This window comes from bacterium, assembly GCA_023150945.1.
Classification (GTDB): domain Bacteria; phylum Zhuqueibacterota; class Zhuqueibacteria; order Zhuqueibacterales; family Zhuqueibacteraceae; genus Coneutiohabitans.
The window spans coordinates 67,255-85,767 of the sequence record JAKLJX010000015.1 but is presented as its reverse complement, the minus strand read 5'-3'; the positions used below and the strand labels follow the sequence as shown (position 1 = coordinate 85,767).

Below are 18,513 nucleotides of genomic sequence, written 5' to 3'. Positions count from 1 at the left end.
GCGCTGAACTGTTTAACCGACCGTTTCAATCATGCCATGCCGTTCACCTCCTTGATTCATTGTTCTTTGTATCTGCTCATGGTTGGAATGTTTCGGGCACCCGCACGACTCCCGCAGCACCAGCCGCGTGGGCACGGCGGCGTGCTGCTTTTGTTGGCGGTTCTTCTTCTGCAAGACTTGAAACAACCGGCGGATCGCCTGCGCGCCCAGTTCGCTGATCGGGACATGCACGGAGGTCAGGGCGGGCGACAGATAGCGTGCCAGCGGAATGTCGTCGAAGCCGGCGAGCGCGATATCAGCCGGCACCGCCACCCCCATTTCGCGCAAGGCACTGAGCGCGCCGAGCGCCATGGAATCATTCGAGGCGAAAATCGCGGCGGGCCGCGGGGAGAGCGTCATGATTTGCCGCGCCGCCTCGTAGCCGGAGGCCTCGGAGAAATTGCCCGGCGCCTCCAGCTCCGCGGCGCAGGCCGCGCCGCCATCGCTGAGCGCCTGGCGATAGCCGCGCAAGCGCTCTTCGGCATCCAGGTTCTTTTCGGTGCCCTTGATGATGGCGATGCGCTGAAAGCCATGGCCGAGCAAGTGGCGCACCATCTCATAGGCGCCGTGGAAATTGTCGATATTGAAGGAGTCGAAACTCGCGTCCGCGACGTGGCAGTTGAGCAGAACCACGGGCAGGGTTTTGGACAGGTTGGTCTTGAGCGTGTGGCCGTCGATGTGGGGCGACATGATGACCAGGCCGTCGACGCGGCCGCGCATCACTTGCAGCGCGCCGGCCAGGGCCTCGCGCGTGGTGTGCGAGCTGGAGACGAGCAGATGGTAGTGGTTCTGTTGCGCCGCCTGGTCGGCGCCGCGGATGACTTCGGAGAAAAACTCGCCGTAAACGTCGGGCAGCAGCAGGCCGATGGCATCGGTGCGCTTCATGCTCAGGCTGCGGCCGGCGGCGTGCGGGGCATAGTGCAGCTTGCGCGCCACCGCCTGCACGTGGCGGCGCGTGTCCGCGTCCACCGCCGGCGCGTTGTTGAACACGCGCGAAACCGTGGCGGTGGAAACTCCCGCTTTCTTGGCTACCTCTCGGATGGTCACGCTCATGACGGCGATTTTCCTTTCGGTACAGCCGGAAACAGCCGCGGGAATGCCGGACAACAATTTTGCTGTAAACGTTTACATTTTTCCGCCCCCCGGAACGGGAGCAAGTCGCGCTGAAATGTAAACGGTTACATGATAACCCGAAAAATGAAAATGTCAAGCGGAAACTGCGGGCACCGGAAAAATATTCGCCGCGCTCGCGGCGGTGAATCCGGCAGCCCATCCCCGGCAGGAAAACACCCGCAGGAACAGGCAGTTAAGCGGGAGAATTGACATAAATGATAGGATTTACCGGATTGCCTGCAGTCAAATGGGATTGATGGGTTCACACCAATCAACTCGCGCTCCCTGCGAGTCAATCCCCTCCTGTCATCCAGAAAGGATCCTGTGAAAATCTCGGCACGCCCGCGAGAATCACAAGCGCGATTGAAAGGCTTTAGAAGGCAGAATCATTGGGGACAGAACGATTGCAGAGCTGTCTGGAAAGCAGTCGCCGGGGCCAACGATAAGAATCGATCCTGTGAATCCAGTTGATCCTGTCAAACCCGCTTCGCAAGACTCCTCCCTCATGTCATCCAGAAAGGATCCTGTGAAAATCTCGGCACGCCCGCGAGAATCACAAGCGCGATTGAAAGGCTTTAAAAGGCAAAATCATTGAGGGCAGAATGATTGAAAAGCTGTTTGGGAGGCAGGCGCCGGGTCCAACGATAAGAATCGATCCTGTGAATCCAGTTGATCCTGTCAAACCCGCTTCGCAAGACTCCTCCCTCCTGTCATCCAGAAAGGATCCTGTGAAAATCACGGCACGCGCGCGAGAATCACAGGCGCGATTGAAAGGCTTTAAGAGGCAGAATCATTGGGGGCAGAATGATTGCAAAGCTGTCTGGGAGGTGTGCGCCGGGTCCACCGAAAAAAATCAATCCTGTAAATCCGGTTAATCCTGTCAAGCCCCGCTTCGCAAGACTCCTCCCTCCTGTCATCCAGAAAGGATCCTGTGAGAATCTCGGCACACACGCGAGAATCACAAGCGCGCTTTGGATGCTTTGGAAGGCAAGATCATTGGGGACAGAATGATTGCAAAGCTGTTTGGAAAGCAGGCGCCGGGGCCAACGATCAGAATCAATCCTGTAAATCCTGAAGATCCTGTCCGCCTTCTTCACCTCAATGCAGCGGCGGAATCCAATCCCCGTGCGCGGCAAGCAGATCATCCACCAGCGCCCAGATTTCATCCAGCGTCAATTCCGCGGCAGTGTGCGGATCGAGCATGGCGGCATGATAAACATACTCGCGCCGCTGTCCCAGCGCGGCACGCACCGCCAGTTCCTGCACATTGATATTCGTGCGCATCAGTCCGGCGAGCTGCGGCGGCAGGCTGCCGATGGCGGTCGGCTGCACGCCCGCGCCGTCCACCAGGCACGGCACTTCCACGCAGCAGTCCGCGGGCAGGTTGTCGATCAATCCGCGGTTGGGCACATTGCCGTAGATCACACTCGGCGCGCCGGTTTCCAGGCTGTGCAAAATGTCAGCGGCATACTCGTGACTGCGCTGCACCGGCACGGTCTCCGCCTGCTCGAATTCGCGGCGGCGCTTTTCCCAGTCGCTGATTTGCTCTTCGCAGCGCCGCGGATATTCATCCAGCGGAATGTTGAAGCGCGTGATCAAATCCGGCCGGTCGCGGCGGATGAAATAGGGCACATATTCCGCGAAATGCTCGCTGGATTCGGTGACGAAGTAGCCCAGCCGCCGCAGCATCTCGTAGCGCACGCGGTTCCACTCCGGCATGCGGCCCTCGGCCGCGATTTGGCGCAGCCGCGGATACAAGTCTTCGCCCCGGCGCTCGAAGCGCAGATAAAACGCCATGTGATTGATGCCGGCGCAGAGATAGTTGATTTCCTCGTAGGAAATGCCCAAATCGTGCGCCAACTGTTTGGCGGTGCCCTGCACGCTGTGGCACAGTCCGACCGTGCGAATGCGGGTGGCCGCACTCAGTGCCCAGCAGTTCATGGCCATGGGGTTGACGTATTGCAACAGCAGCGCGTGCGGACAAAGCTGTTCCATGTCGCGCGCGATTTCGAGCAGCACCGGAATCGTGCGCAGTGCCCGCATGATGCCGCCGAGGCCGAGCGTGTCGCCGATGGTTTGGCGCAGGCCGTATTTTTTGGGAATCTCGAAGTCGATCACCGTGCTGGGACGGTAACCGCCGACTTGCAGCATGGTGATGACGTAATCGGCCTCGGCCAGCGCGGCGCGGCGGTCGAGCGTTGCGATAATGCGCGGCCGCGCGCCCAGCGTGTGGCTGACTTTGCGCGCTACCAGCTCGGAGGTGGCCAGCCGCTCGGCATCGATGTCCATCAAGGCCAAGGTAGCTTGTTGCAGCCCCGGGTGACTGAGTATATCGCACAACAGCGCGTAGGTGAAAACCGTGCTGCCCGCGCCGAGGAAGGTGATTTTGGGGGGCATGTGGATTGTGGGTTGTAGGTTGTGGGTTGTAGGTTGTAGGGCGTAGGGCGTAGGTTATAGGTTATTGGTTGTGGGCTGTGGGGCATGGGTGGAAGGTTGAGGATCAGATCAAGTGTTCGTGCACCGTGATCAGGATTCTTGTAGTCCCGGACTTTTTTGAGCTGGTGTCAACGCCGGCGAATTCGCCATCGCAACAGTGCCCCACGAAGGCTCACTGCTCACTGCTCACTGATCACTGCTCACTGATCACTGATAACTCCCTTTGCCAGTTCTTGTTGAATGGCGGCGATCCAGCCGGCGTTGGCCGGAGGGAGCTTGCCGGCGCGCTGCAGTTCAAGTAGAATTTGAAGGGCGCGCTGGAGGTATTCACGTTTTACTTTACCCTGGTGCAGGGAGGAAATTTTGTAGAAACTGACGACGAGATCGAGCCGGCGTTCGAGCAGGTCAGGCTCCGCTTGCGCCAGTTTCGCCCGAATCTCCAAAGATTTCTCATAATACTGCCGCGCCGCCTCGCCCTCGCCCAGGCTTCGCAACAAATCCCCCATCCGTTCATAACTCACCGACAGGTCGCGGGCGTAGTCCGCCCGATTGGGCTCCGCTTGCGCCAGTTTCGCCCGAATCTCCAAAGATTTCTCATAATACTGCCGCGCCGCCTCGCCCTCGCCCAGGCTGATCAACAAATCCCCCAGGTTGACCGACAAGCGAGGATAAGCTGAATGAGTCACCGGAAAATACGCCAGCATCTCCCGATTGAGACTCGCGGCTTGGCTGAAGTGTCCCCAGTTCATCAATTGCTCGAGTATGCCCCAGCCCAAATTATCGGCCTCGTCGAGGTTTTCGGCCTGCAATAAATGGCGCACCGCCAAAGCCGCCTCCTGCATATCGTGGCTTTGGTTTCTCACCCGCCACTGCCAATAGTCCGCGGCAGCCTGGTGCCAATGGCGCTGTTGCGCCGGCTCTGCCTTTTGCAGCAATGGCCCGGCAGTCCAGCGGTGCACGAAATAGTGCTCCGCCTCCCCCGCTGACAGCAGAGAGAGACTGGCCAGGCGCCGGGCGCTCAGGGCCAAAGGCTTTGCCTCGCCTGGCACCGCCGGCCGGCCAAAGCGCTGAAACGCCAGGCCGGTCAAATCCACCGGCAGCTCGTAAACCGCGGCGCCGAGCAGCAGGTCCCAATCACCAGGGTGTTGCTGCGCCAGCGCGATCAGCTCCTCGAGCAGAATGTCGCGGCAGCCGGCAGCCACCGCGGTTTGCAGCGCCTCCTCCAAATTTTCCGGCAGGGCCTCGGACGAGAGGTTCAGCTCATGCAGCTTGTCCTCCAATTTCCGGCTCACATCGGCAAAACGCGCTTTGCCGCCGCCGAGAATGGCATCGAGAAACTCCAGCAGGCGCGGGTGGCCGCCCACTTTTTGGTAAACCGCCAGCCGCTGCGCCGGGGCCAAGTCTTTCAGGTTGGGCAGCCGCAGCAGCAGCTTGCGCATTTCCTGCACCGACAGCGGGCCGAGCGGAATCTCACTGAGGCCATGGCGCAGACTGGGCACCGGGTGGCGGCAGGTGAGGAGCAATCTGGCGGCCAGGCGCATATCGGTCAGGCTTTGCAGAAAGCCTGCTAATTCCGGATCACGGAAAGTTTGGCGATCCTCGGCGAGATTGTCTTCAAAATTGTCGAGCAGCAAGAGCACGGGCAAATTCTGCAAGACCGTCACCAGCGCCAGCCGGCGCTGCTCGTCGGTGATCCCATAAACCGCGCGCAGCGGCGTGGCGAGGCGGCGCAGGGCGTGGTCATTCGGCAATTGCATTTGCTCGGCGAAGCTCCAAAGTTGATCGCCCACCGCACGGCAGATATCGGTCTCATTCACCCGGCCCACGAGCGTGACCGGCAGCCAGTCTTCCTTAACGAGGTTTTCAATGACATGGCCGGCGAGCGCGCTTTTGCCGACTCCGCCCATGCCGGTGATGAGGGCACCGCTTTTTCCCTGCTCGGCCAAGGCGCGCCGAATCTGGCGCTGCTGCCGGCGGCGGCCGATGAAATCGCCGACCCGGCGCAGACACAGCCCGTGCACGGCAGCAGGCTGGGGCTGCGGCCGCACGCGCTCGAACGGCTGGCGCCGATCGAACAACGGCACCTCCTCCCCGCCCAGATAAAGCGCCGGCGTCGCATATTCCGGCTCTTCTCCCCTTGTCTCATTGCCTCCTTGCCCACTTGGCTCCTTGCCTCCTTGCCCCTTGCCATTTGCCCCTTGCCTGCGATCCAATTCAACCTGTCGCCGGGCTTTGGAGAAGGCCCACAGCGGTGAGGGCACTTCGTCGTCAGCGAGATGCTTGTAGAGATAACCGGCGAGGCTGGTGGCGTAAGCGTCGCTCACCGGATGCTGCATTGCCACCACCGCGGGAAAACCGCGCTGCACCAATTGCGTGGCAAAACTGCCGAGGTCAGACCCGTCCCCTGGCGCTGCGGCCACGCCGGACAAACACGAAGCCAGCACGATCAGCGGCACGTGCGGATGGCCGGTGGCGGCAATGGTGTCGGCCAATTTTTGCGGCGACACTTCCACCGGATTGCCGTCGCGATCTTCCAAAATCAACGCGCCGGGCTTGCCGTGGCAGGAAATATGAAGCACGTGAAACGGCTCAGCCTCCAATTTGGCGCTGAGATTCTCGAGACTGCCTTCTTCGAGAATTTCGACGATGCAGTTGCTGCCGTGGCGGGCGTGGTCAACCGCGTCCAAGATCGTGCGCAGCTCAGCTTCGAGATCGAGCAGCGGTTCCTTGGTTTTCCCTTCCTCCGGGCTGCCGATGAGCACGAGCAAACGCAGCGGGCCGGGGATGCCGGTGGCCGGCCGGCTGGCGGTGCCCGCGAGCGCGCGGCTCACGGCCACATGCGGATAAAGCACGAGCGGCAGGTTGATCGCCGGATCGTGCGTGGCTTCGATGGGCAAAGAGAGCAGTTGTGGGTCGCCGGCGCGGAAGGTGATTTCAACCCGCTCGTTGCGTTGCTGTGCTTCTGCAATGGCCTCATGCACTTTGTTGCCGATTTCGCCGGGGAGAAAAAACGCGGCGAGCTGCCGGCCGAGGCGGTCGAGCAACTGATCGCGCGAGGCCACGGGCGTGGCCCAGCCGCGGGTGACGCCACTGGCGAGCGCTTTGAGATGATCTTCGTAGGTCAATGGAAAATCGCGCGGCAAAACCGCGGGTTGCGGCGGAACCAGAATTTCCTCGCCGCGCTGCAGGGCGACGGAGAATTGGCCGTCGGCCGCGCGCGCGAGAACCAGGGCAAGGCGAGTGGTGGGAATGGCCGGCAGCGGCGGAGGTGGCGCGGTTTGCGGTTGCTGCAATTGCTGCGAGAGAGCCTGCAGCATGCGCACCAAGGTTTGGTGGCGTTCGGCCTCTCTTTCCGAAAGCAGCAGCAGCGCGTGGTTGACCAGCTCCTGATCGCGGCTGAGGCCGTCGTAGAGTTTTTGCACAAAGCGGTCAGCGGCTACGGCGGCATCGGCGCCGGGGAGCAGGCCCTGAAACACCGGCACCAACAGGCTGCGCGTGGGCAGCTCGCCCGTGCCGAGATTATCCATGGCCGCCGCGATCGTCGGGTCGGTCAACACAGCCAGCATGAACTGCGATTGGCGCACGGCATACTGCTCGGCCACGGCCGCCACTGCGGATTCGATCAACCGGCCCAACTTGGTTTTGAAAAGCGGGCCGAGTTTTTCCTGCACGAGCTGATCGTAAAGCGCCTCGCCGGTTTTCTGCGCGAGATCGAGCAAGCCCGCTTTTTTGGCGGACTCGAAGAGGGTCTTCAGAAAAATCGGAACGACGAAATCCATGCGTTCTCCCAACCGGGCAAGCCGGAATCACCTTTATTCACCGCGCAGATGCCAGGCTCGCAAAGTTGAAGGTCAGATTTGCCTTGGCATTCCCGGCATCCTGGCGGTGAAGTTCCTTTGCAGGATGACGCCGCGCGCAACAACGCCGGCGCGTTTGACCATCCCCCCTGGCTGTCATGCTGTGAGCATCCTCTCCTGCGCTGGGCTTGTGGCCGCTGTGGACAGGCTCCCTGCCGGCAACAATCCTAATCCTTGATCATGCGAGGATAAACTTCACTGCATTGAGAATCCTCTCACGGGAAAATGCCCAACTCCATGTACGAGCGCGCGACTTTGTCGATGGCACTGATGAACGCGGCGGTGCGCAGGTCGATCTTGCCGCCGTGTTGCTTGCGAATTTCGTTGATCTGGTTATAGGCCGAGATCATGGTCTCCTCCAGGCCGGAGTTCACCAAATCCTCCTCGTCGGCGCCGTGCGCGATTTGGTCAAAGATGTTTTGAGGAAATTTGCTGCCGGTCAGCTCCTCGACCGCTTGCAGCATCCGCTTGTTCATGCTCTCTTCGAAACGCTTGCCCATGCGGCCGAAGCGCACGTGCGAGAGATTCTTCAGCCACTCGAAATAGGAAACCGTCACCCCGCCGGCGTTGAGATACATGTCGGGAATGATGTGCACGCCCTTTTGCAGCAAAGCTTCGTTGGCATCCGCGGTCACCGGGCCGTTGGCGCCTTCGGCCACGATCTTGGTCTTGAGGCGGCCGACGTTTTCCGCGGTGATTTGATTCTCCAGCGCGGCCGGCACCAGAATGTCGCATTCCCACTCCAGCCCCTCGGCGTTCTTGGGCGTGCTGGTGGCGCCGGGAAAACCGAGCAGCGACTTCGTTTCGCGGCGATGCTGCATCACTTTCTCCAGATCCAGCCCTTTGGCGTTGTAGATCGCGCCTTCGTATTCGATCAAGCCAACAAGGGTGGCGCCGCCCTCTTGCAGAAATTTTGCCGCGTGATAGCCGACGTTGCCCAAGCCCTGCACCATCGCGGTTTTGCCGGACAAGCCGGGAGTCAGGCCGAGCTTGCGCATGTCCGCGGCGTCATTGCAGGCTTCGCGAATGCCGAAATACACGCCGCGGCCGGTGGCTTCGGTGCGGCCGCGCACGCCGCCCTGGGTCACGGGTTTGCCGGTGACGCAGGCCATGGTATCCAGGCCCGCGGGCGTCAGGGCGTTGTAGGTGTCCGCGATCCACGACATCTCGGCCGGGCCGGTGCCGTAATCCGGCGCGGGGACATCGACGCCCGGCCCGATGAAGTTTTTCTTGACCAGCTCATAGGTGTAGCGCCGCGTCAGGCGCTCCAGCTCGGCCTGCGAATAGTTGCGCTTGTCGATTCTGATCGCGCCCTTGGCCCCGCCAAACGGCACGTCAACAATCGCGCATTTGTAGGTCATCAATGCGGCCAGCGCCATGACTTCATCTTCATTGGCCATCGGACTGTAGCGGATGCCGCCCTTTGCCGGCAACTTGTGATGGCTGTGCTCCGCGCGCCAGGCGTGAATCGTCGCGATCGCGCCATCATCCTTCTTCAAGGGAAAGGTGATGTGATAGACGCTGTTGCAGATTTTGATCTGATCGAGCAGACCCTGGGGATATTTCAGAAACGCCGCGGCCTTGTCAAAATTGCGATTGACCTGGTCAAAGAATTTGATGGTTGACATGGTAAGTCCTTTCCTCTCCGCTGGGTGAAAAGCCGGTTGGTGCTAAAACGTTAAGCATACACTCTCCTCGTTCAGAAGGCCGGGTTGACGCCAATGGGGTCGCATGTGATAGCCCACGGGCAGCGCCCTGGGAACTGATAGGATTTGTCGCATTTAGCCCTGAAGGGACGGTATTCCTAACGGTTCTATGGCGCCCTGCTGGGGCTTGGTGATTTCTCTTGGTCACAGCTTTCCCAGGGCGTTGCCCTTCGCCTCCACCTTTCGCCTTTTTGTGGCTATTTGTCTGTGCAGTAGAATTCGACTCAACGTTGTGGTTCGTGCCCGTCCGAAAACCCTCCACCCCCGGCTGAGCCGGGGGTTTCCAAAACTGCGAGCTTCGTGGCAACTCCGAGGCGCTTGATGCAACGGCCAAGCCGTCGCAGAAACAAGCCTGCTCACGCCTCCGGCAAAAACAAATCGCACAACTCCTGCCAGCGCGCGAGCACCGCCGGCCCGTGCTTCGCGAGTTTTTCCTTGATCTCCGCCGGCGTCAATTCTTGATACAGCATTGCCTCCGGCTTGACGTAAAAGCGGTCGGCCAGACAGATGATTTTTTCCTCGAGACTCAGGGGAAGATAGTCACGTACCGGCAGCGGCAGCTTCTGCTGCATCACTTCCGCGGCCGTCAAACCCGCGCCGGTGTGGCGCTCGCACACCAGGGCATGCGCCGGCAGTCCCTCCTGCTCCAGAATCTCCCGGCCGATGATGGTGTGGCGAATGTAAGGCTCGCTGCCGTGGCAGTGAATCTTGGGCGCATGGCAGCGCAAGATGCCGATGTCATGCAGCCAGGCGGCCTGCTCGATGAACGTCAAATCGAGCGCGGCTTCCGGATGGCGGCGCTGATAAGCGCGCGCCAGCGCCAGGGCCTTGGCCGCCACCAGCACGCTGTGCACCACCAGCACGCGATACGCCGGGCCGGCCGGATCAAAGTATTTTTGAATGATCGTCAGCGGATTGAAAGAGTTGCTGGTCATGGAGAAAGTCCTCGCGGCGCTGCTGGCCTGACGCCGGAATTGCGATTCATCGTTTGGACAGGATGAAACAGGTTTGACGGGATTCGAGTTTCCAGTGTTTTTTGCGGCAAAGCGTCGTTGTCCGTTCAGTCCGCCCGTCGGTCGGCACGCCGGCAAGCCAATGCCAACCGCGACATTGCCAGAAAAAATGAGGCTGCGTCACGCAGGCAAAATCGCAGTAATCCTGTCAATCCTGCGAATCCTGTCACCCGAGGCTTGGGCTGCGCCTGCGCGTGGAGGCGATCGTCACGCCTCGGCGCGGCCGGATTTCGCTCTCGATTTTGCCGCCGGTTTGGTTGGCGGCGAAATCTTGTTGTAGATCACCGGCATTTGTCCCTTCCATCGCGCCCAGAGATCGCCGCCGGTCATCAGCTCCGCCATGAAATGGCCGACATTGATCCGGCTGGTCACGCCCGGGTCAAAGAGGGCGCTGCGAATCGGGGAAGGGTACACCTCATATGCGGTGACTTGGTTTTCATCCAGCAGGCCGTCCGGACGAACCGCCACCCACTCGATAGCGCTGTCATGCTGGCCGATCTGCGTGCGCAGATAATCGGCAGCCCGCTCGTTGTCCAAGTGCGGCGGCAGCAACGCGCGCAGCAGTCCCAGCACGCACTTTTGTGCGAAAGAGATTGGCTCGGCGAGATCGCGATTGCGGTTGCCCGTGGTGTTCATCAGCACGAAGCGCACGGGCTGTTCCGCCTGGTTGACCTTGATGGCCTCACACAAGCGGCGCGTGGCCTCGGTGACCAGCAGGCGCGGGTGGCCGAATATGCCTTTGAAAGTCAAGTTGTGTCCCAGACAGGAAGCCACCGCCGCACAACCCTTGACCTGCCGCGCCATCTCAGCGTCGCTGAGTTCCAGCACACTGGCCTGGATCACGGTCAAGCCGGCCTGATGCCGAATTTCGGCGGGGAGCCGGTCGGGTGATCGCACAACGACCTTGACATCGACGCCGCGAGCAAGAAGCTGCTGCACCAACAGCCGGCCAGTGGCGCCGCTCGCGCCGACAATAAGAGCTGTCACCTGTTCTCCTTTCTTGGCTTGACGAGGTCGCGTTCCAGAATTCACTGCCGCGTCGCGAAGGGCGCGAAGTGAGATACGGCCTGGATTCTCAGCGACTCTGCGTTTCTGCGCTGAATTCGGAAAAGTCAAATCATGAAATGCCTCATACCGTCACCCCCACTGCCCTTGTCCGGCCAACTCACGTCACACCAGCGCCTCCACGGCGACAATGGTAATGTCATCCCGCACCGGCTCGCCCTGCGCGTGTGCCAGCACGTCTTGCAGCAGGCTCTCCACTGAAGCCAGCGGCGTCGCCAGGTGCTGCAGCAGGCGAAGCTCGCCATATTCTTCAAGTGCAGCGTTTCTGGCTTCGATCACGCCGTCGGAATACAGGAACAGACGGCTGGCCGGCATCAGCGTCAGCTCCTGGTCGGAATAGGTGCCCGCGCGCACGCCCAGCGGCAACTCCGGCTTGGCGATAAGCGGCCGGCTGCCGCTGGCATCCACCAAAATGGGAGGAAGATGACCGGCATTGGCAAAAGTGAGGGTGCCGCGCTCCGGATCGAGCACCGCATAGATCATCGTGATGAATTTGGCCGTGGGCAGATCAGCGAGCAAGACGCGATTGACTGCGGTGAGCACGGCGCTGGGTGATCCGCCGTGTTCCGCGTGCAGGCGCAGAATGCTGCGGGTCGAGGCCATCAACAGCGCCGCACCGGTGCCCTTGCCGGCAACATCGCCCACCACCACTGCCACGCGGCCGCCCGGCAATTGAATGTAATCATACCAATCGCCGCCCACCGCGAGGCACGGTTGCGAGAGGCCGGAAATCCGGAAGCGCGGCACCTGCGGCGGCTGTTTGGGAAAGAGACGGGATTGAATCGCACGCGCTTCCGCCAGTTCCTGCAGCATGCGTTCCTTCTCCTTGCGTTCGCGCTCGAACAAGCGCGCGTTGGCGATGGCCACGCCCAGGTGTCCGGCCAGGGCTTCGAGCAGTTGCAAGCGAGGGGGCGGGAAGGCATCCAGATTGGGGTGCTGCGCGTTGAACACGCCGATGAGCTGGCCGCGCGCGGTGATGGGAATATCCACCTCCGAGCGCGTCGAAGCTTCGCTCACCATGTAGTAGGGATTGCGGGAGACATCCGGCGCATAGCAGGTTTTGCCGGTTTGCACGACGTGGCCGATCATGCCCGCGCTGGCCGGGAAGCGTTCGCCTTTGACGTGATAGTGCGAGGTCCACCCGCGCACCGCCGCGATCACGACCTCGCGGCCGCCCGGCGCCAGCAGCAGAATCGCCGAGCGCGTATAGCCGAACGTCTGTGCCACGTCATCGACGATTTGCTCGAGCAGCGCGTCCAGGTCGAGAATGGAACTGATGCGTTGCGCCACACGCTGGAGCAGCAGGAAATCATCGATCTGCGATTGCTGTGCCACGGGGAATACCCGGCTGGGTTGAAAGGATGAGTGTTATTCCACTTCTGATCGCTGCATCGCGCTCAAAGGCCGGGATGCGCTAGCGATACTTCTGTTTCATATGCGTGCGGAAGCCCTTGTGCAAGATCTTCCAACGCCGCTTTTCCTCGGCCTGGGCGCGGTAATCCTGCTTGCGCTGCAGGAACTTCAACTCTTTTTGCATCTTCTTGAAATTGGCAAAGCGGCCGGGATCGATCTCCCCGCGCGCCAGCGCCGCTTGCACGGCGCAGTCAGGCTCGTTTTCGTGCTGGCAATCGTTGAACCGGCAGCCGGCGGCGCAGGCTTCGATTTCTTCGAAGACTTCCTCCAGGCCTGCGCCGGCCTCCCAAAGCTGCAGCTCGCGCATGCCGGGCGTGTCGATCACCAGTCCCCCGCCCGGCACCAGAATCAGCTCGCGCTGCGACGTCGCGTGGCGGCCGTGATCGTCCGCCTCCCGAATCTCGCGGGTTTTGAGGCGCTCCTCGCCCAGGAGTTTGTTGATCAAGGATGACTTGCCGACGCCGGAGGAGCCCAGAAACGCGACGGTCTTGTGATCGCGCAAGTATTCTGTCAACTCGGCGAGACCCTGGCCGGTAACCGCACTCACCACGCGCAGGTCCACGCCGAGTGCAACAGCCGCAACCTCGGCAAGCCGTTCTTCCACCTGAGCACAGAGATCGGCCTTGTTGAGCACCACCACCGGCACCGCGCCGCTTTCCCACGCCAGCGTCAGGTAGCGTTCGATGCGGCGCAGATTGAAATCCTGATTCAGCGAGCTGACCAGGAACACGGTATCGACATTGGCGGCGACAATCTGCTCTTCGGTGTGCAGGCCGGCGGCTTTGCGCGAGAACTTGCTGCGCCGCGGCAACACGGCATGGATGACAGCCTTGTGTTCGCCCGGCAACTGCCGCACGACCACCCAATCGCCGACCGCCGGTAAATCCCCGCTGCCCTGCGCTTCATAGAACAGCTTGCCGGCGGCCTCGGCCGGCATTTCACCCTGCGCGGTGTAGAGGCGGTAGGCGCGGCGATGCTCGACCGCAACGCGTCCGGCGGCAAAGCCCTTCTCGCGATAGGGCGCGAACTGCGCCTCGAAAAAATCATTCCAGCCGAATGTGGCGAGCACTTGTGAGCCTTTCTCTGCGAAACCAATCACCGTCGCGATCACCTGCGCCAACGCGCTACGCGGCTGAGCTTTGCGCATCTTCCACCCGCGGCGCGGGCCAAATCCCAACTCACGCTCGCCGAGTTGGGTGCCGCAAAATATCAACTCCCGCCAACATAGTCAATTGGATTATGGACGATGCCGAATGCCAGCGGCGCACAGGTCGCGTTTTTGTGCTTGCGATTGCAGCGCCGTTTCAATAGCTTGCTGCCGGCGTGGCAAATCACCCGTCAAAATCCACTGTGCCGCCCATGCGCCGCCGATCTGACTCTTCCCTTACCTCACATGAAAAACTTCATTCCCCCCTTTCTCGCTGTGCTCCTGCTGCTCGTGCCGCTGCAACTCAGCGCCGGCGCACCGGACGAGGCCGGCACCTGGCTGGCCCGGGGCCGCGAGTTGCTGGCGCAAAATCAGCTCGAGCAGGCACACAAGGCGTTCGAGCGCGCGCTGCGCCTGGCGCCCAAAAACCGCGACGCTCTCACTCATCTCGGTGAAATCGAAGTGGCCTGGGGCAAATGGGGCAAGGCCGACGATCGCTTCGATGAAATTCTCAAGCGCAATCCCAACGATCTCACCGCCCACTACTACCGCGGCCTCTGCCATCGCGAAATGGCCACCACCAAGGCGCTCCTGCTCAAGAAGATCGATTTCGACAAGGCCGAAAAACATTTCCGCACAGTGCTGGCGCAGGATTCCCTCTTTCAGGACACGGTCTATCAGCTCGCGCTGGTCAAACGCTATCGCGAGGATTATGAAGAGGCGATCCGCCTCGGCCATCTGGCCGTGCGGCTGCGGCCGGATCTGGCCGGTCCGCAAATGGGCTTGTTTCGGCTGTACCGCTTTCTTCTCGATCATCGCGGCGCAGACGAGGCGTTGCGCTGGCTGGCACAATGGCAGAATGACTATGCCCGCTATGCCACCGGCGAATGCTACCGCCTGCACGATCAGGAGACGGAGGCCGATTCGATTTTCCGCGAGTTGCTCGAGCGGCCCGCGGCCCTCAATCTGCAGCCCGTGCGCTTGTCGCGGGCGCGCGTGTTCTACCGCACCGAGCAGTCCCTCATCGCGCAGAGTTTCTTCTGGCAGGCGGTGGATTCAATCCGATCGCAACTCGATGCCGGTTTCATTTTCGAAGACATGAAATACATCGTCAGTGATGCCGAGTATGACACCTACCTCACACTGCAAACGCCGGAGGAATTCCGCGTCTTTTTTCAAAAGATGTGGGTGAGCCGCGATCCGCTGCCCGCCGCGCAGGTCAATCTGCGCCTGGCCGAACATTACCGCCGGCTGCGTTTCGCCGAAAAGAACTACGCCTTTGACGGCTTCCGCACCTGGTTCAACAGTCCCGACCGCTCACAATATCTGAAATACACCAAGGTCTATTTTCTCAATCACGAATTCAACGACAAGGGTCTGGTCTATCTCCGCCAGGGACCGCCGGATGACACCGCCCTTTCCGTCAGCCAGCGGGCGAATCCCAATGAATCCTGGCGCTACTACAAAACGCCGGAGCGCGGCGAATTGACTTTTCATTTCGTCATCGCCGACAATGCTGTGGGCAACAACTGGCGCCTCACGCCGATCATCACGGATCCCGACATGCTCTCAGAACGGTTGCACTGGGGACCGGTCTACCTGCGGCTGCTCAACGCCACCGAGAGCGAACGCCTGACCTACGAAAACGAGATGGCGGATCAAAGCGTGAAATCCGTGCGCGCCGGATTGGATACGGACCGTCACACCTGGCATGAGAAGATCGAACCACTGGCCATGGCGTTTTACACGGCGGCTTTCAAGGGCACCGCCGGTCGCGATGAGTTGGCGCTCTACTACGCCATTCCCGCGAATCAAATCACCAAGGAGCACGCCGCGGAAGCCGGCCCGATTCTGCTGGAAAAAGGCGCGGTGCTGCATGACATGGGCTGGCATGAGCTCGAGCGCGTGGACAAGCAAATCGCGCTGCATCCGGAATCCCCACGCCAGTTTGCGCGCGGCTTGTTTATCGATGCCCATCACTTCTCGGCCGCGCCGGATTCCTATCGCATCGCCTTTCATGCGCGCCTGGCAAAGGCCACGCCCGTTCGCGTCGGCGGTTTTTCTTTTGAATTGGCGCTGCCGGATTACAACAGCGGCGGGCTGGTGTTGAGCGATTTGCTGCTGGCGTTCGCGGTCGCGCCCGCCACCAGCGCAGGTCCGTTCGTTCGCAACGGCTTGGCGCTGCTGCCCAATCCTTACAAGCAATTCAGCCTCAGCCAGGCGGTGCAGCTCTATTTTGAGATTTACAATTTGACCTTGAATCCGGAGGGCCGGGCGCAGTTTCTGTTGGAATACACCGTGCAGGCGCTCAAGGGAAAATCCGGCGGCTTTGCCGGCTTGTTCGGCGGCGGCGACAAGACGAAAATCTCGCTCACCTTCGAGCGGGAAGCGAATAGCCGCGACACCTTCGAGCAAACCGGCCTGGATTTGAGCGCAGCCAAGCCCGGCGAATACGAGCTGACCGTGAAAGTCACCGATCGGACCAGCGGCGCGAGCGCCGAAGCGAAGAGCATGATGCGGCTGGATTGAAGGGCGCAAACACAGAAAAGAGTAGGCATGGCGAAAACTGCGTTGTTGTTGGGTGCCAGCGGGTTGGTGGGCAGCCACTGCCTGCAACTCCTGCTGGCGAATGACAACTACCAGCGCGTGATCACCTGGCTGCGCCGGCCGCTGCCGCGCCAGCATCCCAAGCTGCAGCAGCAGATCATTGCTTTCGACGAGTTGCCGGCCGGTGCCGCCGCGCTGCGCGAGGTGGATGAGATTTTCTGTTGTTTGGGAACCACCATCAAGCAAGCCGGCTCGCAGGCCGCTTTTCGCCGGGTGGATTTCACCTATCCCGTCGAAATTGCCCGGCTGGCGGTGCAACAGGGCGTGCCACAATTCTTGATCGTGACCTCGATGGGGGCGAATCCGCGCTCAACCATTTTCTACAGCCGCATCAAGGGCGAGGTCGAGCAGGCGCTGCAGCAATTGGGCTTGCCCAGCCTGCAGATTCTGCGGCCCTCGTTGTTGCTCGGCCAACGTGCGGAATTCCGGCTGGGCGAACGCCTCGGCAGCGCGGTGTTTGGCCTGCTGTCTTTCGCATTCATTGGCCCGCTGCGCCGCTATCGCGGCATTGCGGCAGCCGACGTGGCCGCCGCCATGATTGCAATCGCACAAAGCGGGCGCACTGGCGTCAACGTTTATGAATCAGAACAACTGCAGGCAATCGCGGCGGGGAAAGGGCGATGGGCAAATGGCGGGGCGTGGTAATCACGCGGGGGACTACCGGATCACAAGTTTGGGGGGAAAACGGCTGGTAAGGAATTCTCGGGAGTATCTGATTTCGGCAGGAGTTGAAAACACTTTCATGGGCTGAAACTCGCTGCCCAGCCGCAGTCGGCTTCAGCCGACTTCCGCTAACAGGCTGCGATTTGAATCGCAGCTTGAGTTAACGGGCCAGGATTTGAGAAAAAATCCTCCGCGCATCGAAGCCCTCCAGTCGGCTTCAGCCGACTTCCGCCAACAGGCTGCGATTTGAATCGCGTTGAATCGCGGCGGGGAAAGGGCGATGGGCAAATGGCGGGGCGCGGTAATCACGCGGGGGACTACCGGATCACAAGTTTGGGGGAAAACGGCTGGTAAGGAATTCTCGGGGGTATCTGATTTCGGCAGGAGTTGAAAACACTTTCATGGGCTGAAACTCGCTGCCCAGCCGCAGTCGGCTTCAGCCGACTTCCGCCAACAGGCTGCGATTTGAATCGCTTGAGTTAACGGGCCAGGATTTGAGAAAAAATCCTCCGCGCATCGAAGCCCTCCAGTCGGCTTCAGCCGACTTCCGCTAACAGGCTGCGATTTGAATCGCAGCTTGCATCTCACCGCCTCTGCACTGTCGCAATCGCAATCCGTTGCGCGCCGTTCTTCTTGGCCAGGCCGAGCAAATCGAGAATCTGCCGGTGGCTCACGTTCTTATCGGCGCGAATCACCACCAACCGGCCGGGATGATCCGTCACCATCTTCTTTAATGCCGGCGCGAGCTGGGGCGGCGCCAGCATCTTGTCGTTGAGCGCAGTCTCACCGGTGGCGGCCAGCGAAATGGTGATGTTATCCTGCGATTTCGCCTCGATGGTGGCGGCTTTGGGCAATTCGACTTCGAGATTGGAGGGCACATCCAGCAGCGGCGCGGTGACCATGAAAATGATCACCAGCACCAGCGCAATATCCACCAGCGGCGCGAGATTCAAATTGCTGATAATGTCGCCCGAGGGCTTGCCGGAATCCATATCAGAGTTTGCGTTTGACAATGGAAAGTTCTTTGGCGCCCGCCTGCCGCGCGGCATCGAGCAGGGCCACGACGCGATCATGCACCACCTGCTCGTCGGCGCTCACCACCACCAGCTTGTTCTTGCTCTGGCTCAATTGCCGGCGCAGGCTTTCGTGAAATGCCTGCGGCGCCACCGGCTCATCGTTCAACAAGATCGCACCGGCCTTGGTGAGATGGATTTCCGTACGGACGTTGATCTGCTTCTCCCCGCTGCTGGCCGAGCCCACTTTCGGCGCCGACACCATGATCTGCGACTGCATGATCATCGGCGTCATCACCATGAAGATCACTACCAACACCAGCGCCACGTCGATCAAAGAAGTCAGATTGATTTCCGTCAGGCCGCTTTCCTGCTGATCAATTTGCATAGATGTGATTTCCTGAATGGCACCGGAAATTGCCAGATCCGTTGTAAACAACG

The 18,513-nt window shown here is 60.7% G+C and carries 12 protein-coding genes; 2 read left to right on the top strand and 10 right to left on the bottom strand.

Going from position 1 to position 18,513, the window contains the following annotated elements; genetic code table 11:
* Positions 1 to 12: 12 nt before the first annotated feature.
* From L6R21_18750 to rsgA, 8 genes are all read right to left on the bottom strand, one after another.
* Positions 13 to 1,092: a LacI family transcriptional regulator gene (locus tag L6R21_18750; protein MCK6561239.1), complete on the bottom strand. Its 1,080-nt coding sequence runs from the start codon at positions 1,090 to 1,092 to the stop codon at positions 13 to 15.
* 1,158 nt (positions 1,093 to 2,250) lie between these two features.
* Positions 2,251 to 3,555: an alpha-glucosidase/alpha-galactosidase gene (locus L6R21_18745; GenBank protein MCK6561238.1), complete on the bottom strand. Its 1,305-nt coding sequence runs from the start codon at positions 3,553 to 3,555 to the stop codon at positions 2,251 to 2,253.
* Positions 3,556 to 3,788: 233 nt separating this feature from the next.
* On the bottom strand, positions 3,789 to 7,367 hold the full coding sequence (locus L6R21_18740; protein ID MCK6561237.1) for a CHAT domain-containing protein: 3,579 nt from the start codon (positions 7,365 to 7,367) through the stop codon (positions 3,789 to 3,791).
* A 293-nt stretch (positions 7,368 to 7,660) separates the two neighbouring features.
* The gene (locus tag L6R21_18735; GenBank protein MCK6561236.1) at positions 7,661 to 9,073 is read right to left on the bottom strand and encodes a Glu/Leu/Phe/Val dehydrogenase; all 1,413 of its coding nucleotides are present in this window, start codon (positions 9,071 to 9,073) and stop codon (positions 7,661 to 7,663) included.
* Between the two features lie 434 nt (positions 9,074 to 9,507).
* A complete protein-coding gene (locus L6R21_18730) occupies positions 9,508 to 10,086 on the bottom strand; it encodes an HD domain-containing protein (protein ID MCK6561235.1) in 579 nt (192 codons plus the stop codon).
* Positions 10,087 to 10,371: 285 nt separating this feature from the next.
* Positions 10,372 to 11,151, bottom strand: a complete 780-nt coding sequence (locus L6R21_18725) for an SDR family oxidoreductase (GenBank protein ID MCK6561234.1) — start codon at positions 11,149 to 11,151, stop codon at positions 10,372 to 10,374.
* A gap of 183 nt (positions 11,152 to 11,334) precedes the next feature.
* Positions 11,335 to 12,564 (bottom strand): SpoIIE family protein phosphatase, encoded by a 1,230-nt coding sequence (locus tag L6R21_18720; GenBank protein ID MCK6561233.1) that lies wholly within the window; start codon positions 12,562 to 12,564, stop codon positions 11,335 to 11,337.
* 79 nt (positions 12,565 to 12,643) lie between these two features.
* Entirely contained in the window at positions 12,644 to 13,789 is a 1,146-nt protein-coding gene (gene rsgA, locus L6R21_18715) for a ribosome small subunit-dependent GTPase A (protein MCK6561232.1), read from the bottom strand.
* 246 nt (positions 13,790 to 14,035) lie between these two features.
* Between rsgA and L6R21_18710 the strand changes: the two genes are divergently transcribed.
* Positions 14,036 to 16,318, top strand: a complete 2,283-nt coding sequence (locus L6R21_18710; protein ID MCK6561231.1) for a GWxTD domain-containing protein — start codon at positions 14,036 to 14,038, stop codon at positions 16,316 to 16,318.
* Between the two features lie 27 nt (positions 16,319 to 16,345).
* Positions 16,346 to 17,041: an NAD(P)H-binding protein gene (locus L6R21_18705; protein ID MCK6561230.1), complete on the top strand. Its 696-nt coding sequence runs from the start codon at positions 16,346 to 16,348 to the stop codon at positions 17,039 to 17,041.
* A 602-nt stretch (positions 17,042 to 17,643) separates the two neighbouring features.
* Here L6R21_18705 and L6R21_18700 read toward each other — a convergent pair.
* Both L6R21_18700 and L6R21_18695 read right to left on the bottom strand, forming a co-directional pair.
* Positions 17,644 to 18,051, bottom strand: coding sequence for a biopolymer transporter ExbD (locus L6R21_18700; GenBank protein ID MCK6561229.1), 408 nt, complete (start codon positions 18,049 to 18,051; stop codon positions 17,644 to 17,646).
* A 1-nt stretch (position 18,052) separates the two neighbouring features.
* On the bottom strand, positions 18,053 to 18,460 hold the full coding sequence (locus L6R21_18695; protein MCK6561228.1) for a biopolymer transporter ExbD: 408 nt from the start codon (positions 18,458 to 18,460) through the stop codon (positions 18,053 to 18,055).
* Positions 18,461 to 18,513: the final 53 nt, after the last annotated feature.

Bases quoted from the DNA above. Each gene is read 5' to 3' on its own strand.
- L6R21_18750 (MCK6561239.1), bottom strand. From the start codon at position 1,092: ATGAGCGTGACCATCCGAGAGGTAGCCAAGAAAGCGGGAGTTTCCACC.
- L6R21_18740 (MCK6561237.1), bottom strand. From the start codon at position 7,367: ATGGATTTCGTCGTTCCGATTTTTCTGAAGACCCTCTTCGAGTCCGCC.
- L6R21_18735 (MCK6561236.1), bottom strand. From the start codon at position 9,073: ATGTCAACCATCAAATTCTTTGACCAGGTCAATCGCAATTTTGACAAG.
- L6R21_18730 (MCK6561235.1), bottom strand. From the start codon at position 10,086: ATGACCAGCAACTCTTTCAATCCGCTGACGATCATTCAAAAATACTTT.
- rsgA (MCK6561232.1), bottom strand. From the start codon at position 13,789: ATGCGCAAAGCTCAGCCGCGTAGCGCGTTGGCGCAGGTGATCGCGACG.
- L6R21_18710 (MCK6561231.1), top strand. From the start codon at position 14,036: ATGAAAAACTTCATTCCCCCCTTTCTCGCTGTGCTCCTGCTGCTCGTG.
- L6R21_18705 (MCK6561230.1), top strand. From the start codon at position 16,346: ATGGCGAAAACTGCGTTGTTGTTGGGTGCCAGCGGGTTGGTGGGCAGC.
- L6R21_18700 (MCK6561229.1), bottom strand. From the start codon at position 18,051: ATGGATTCCGGCAAGCCCTCGGGCGACATTATCAGCAATTTGAATCTC.
- L6R21_18695 (MCK6561228.1), bottom strand. From the start codon at position 18,460: ATGCAAATTGATCAGCAGGAAAGCGGCCTGACGGAAATCAATCTGACT.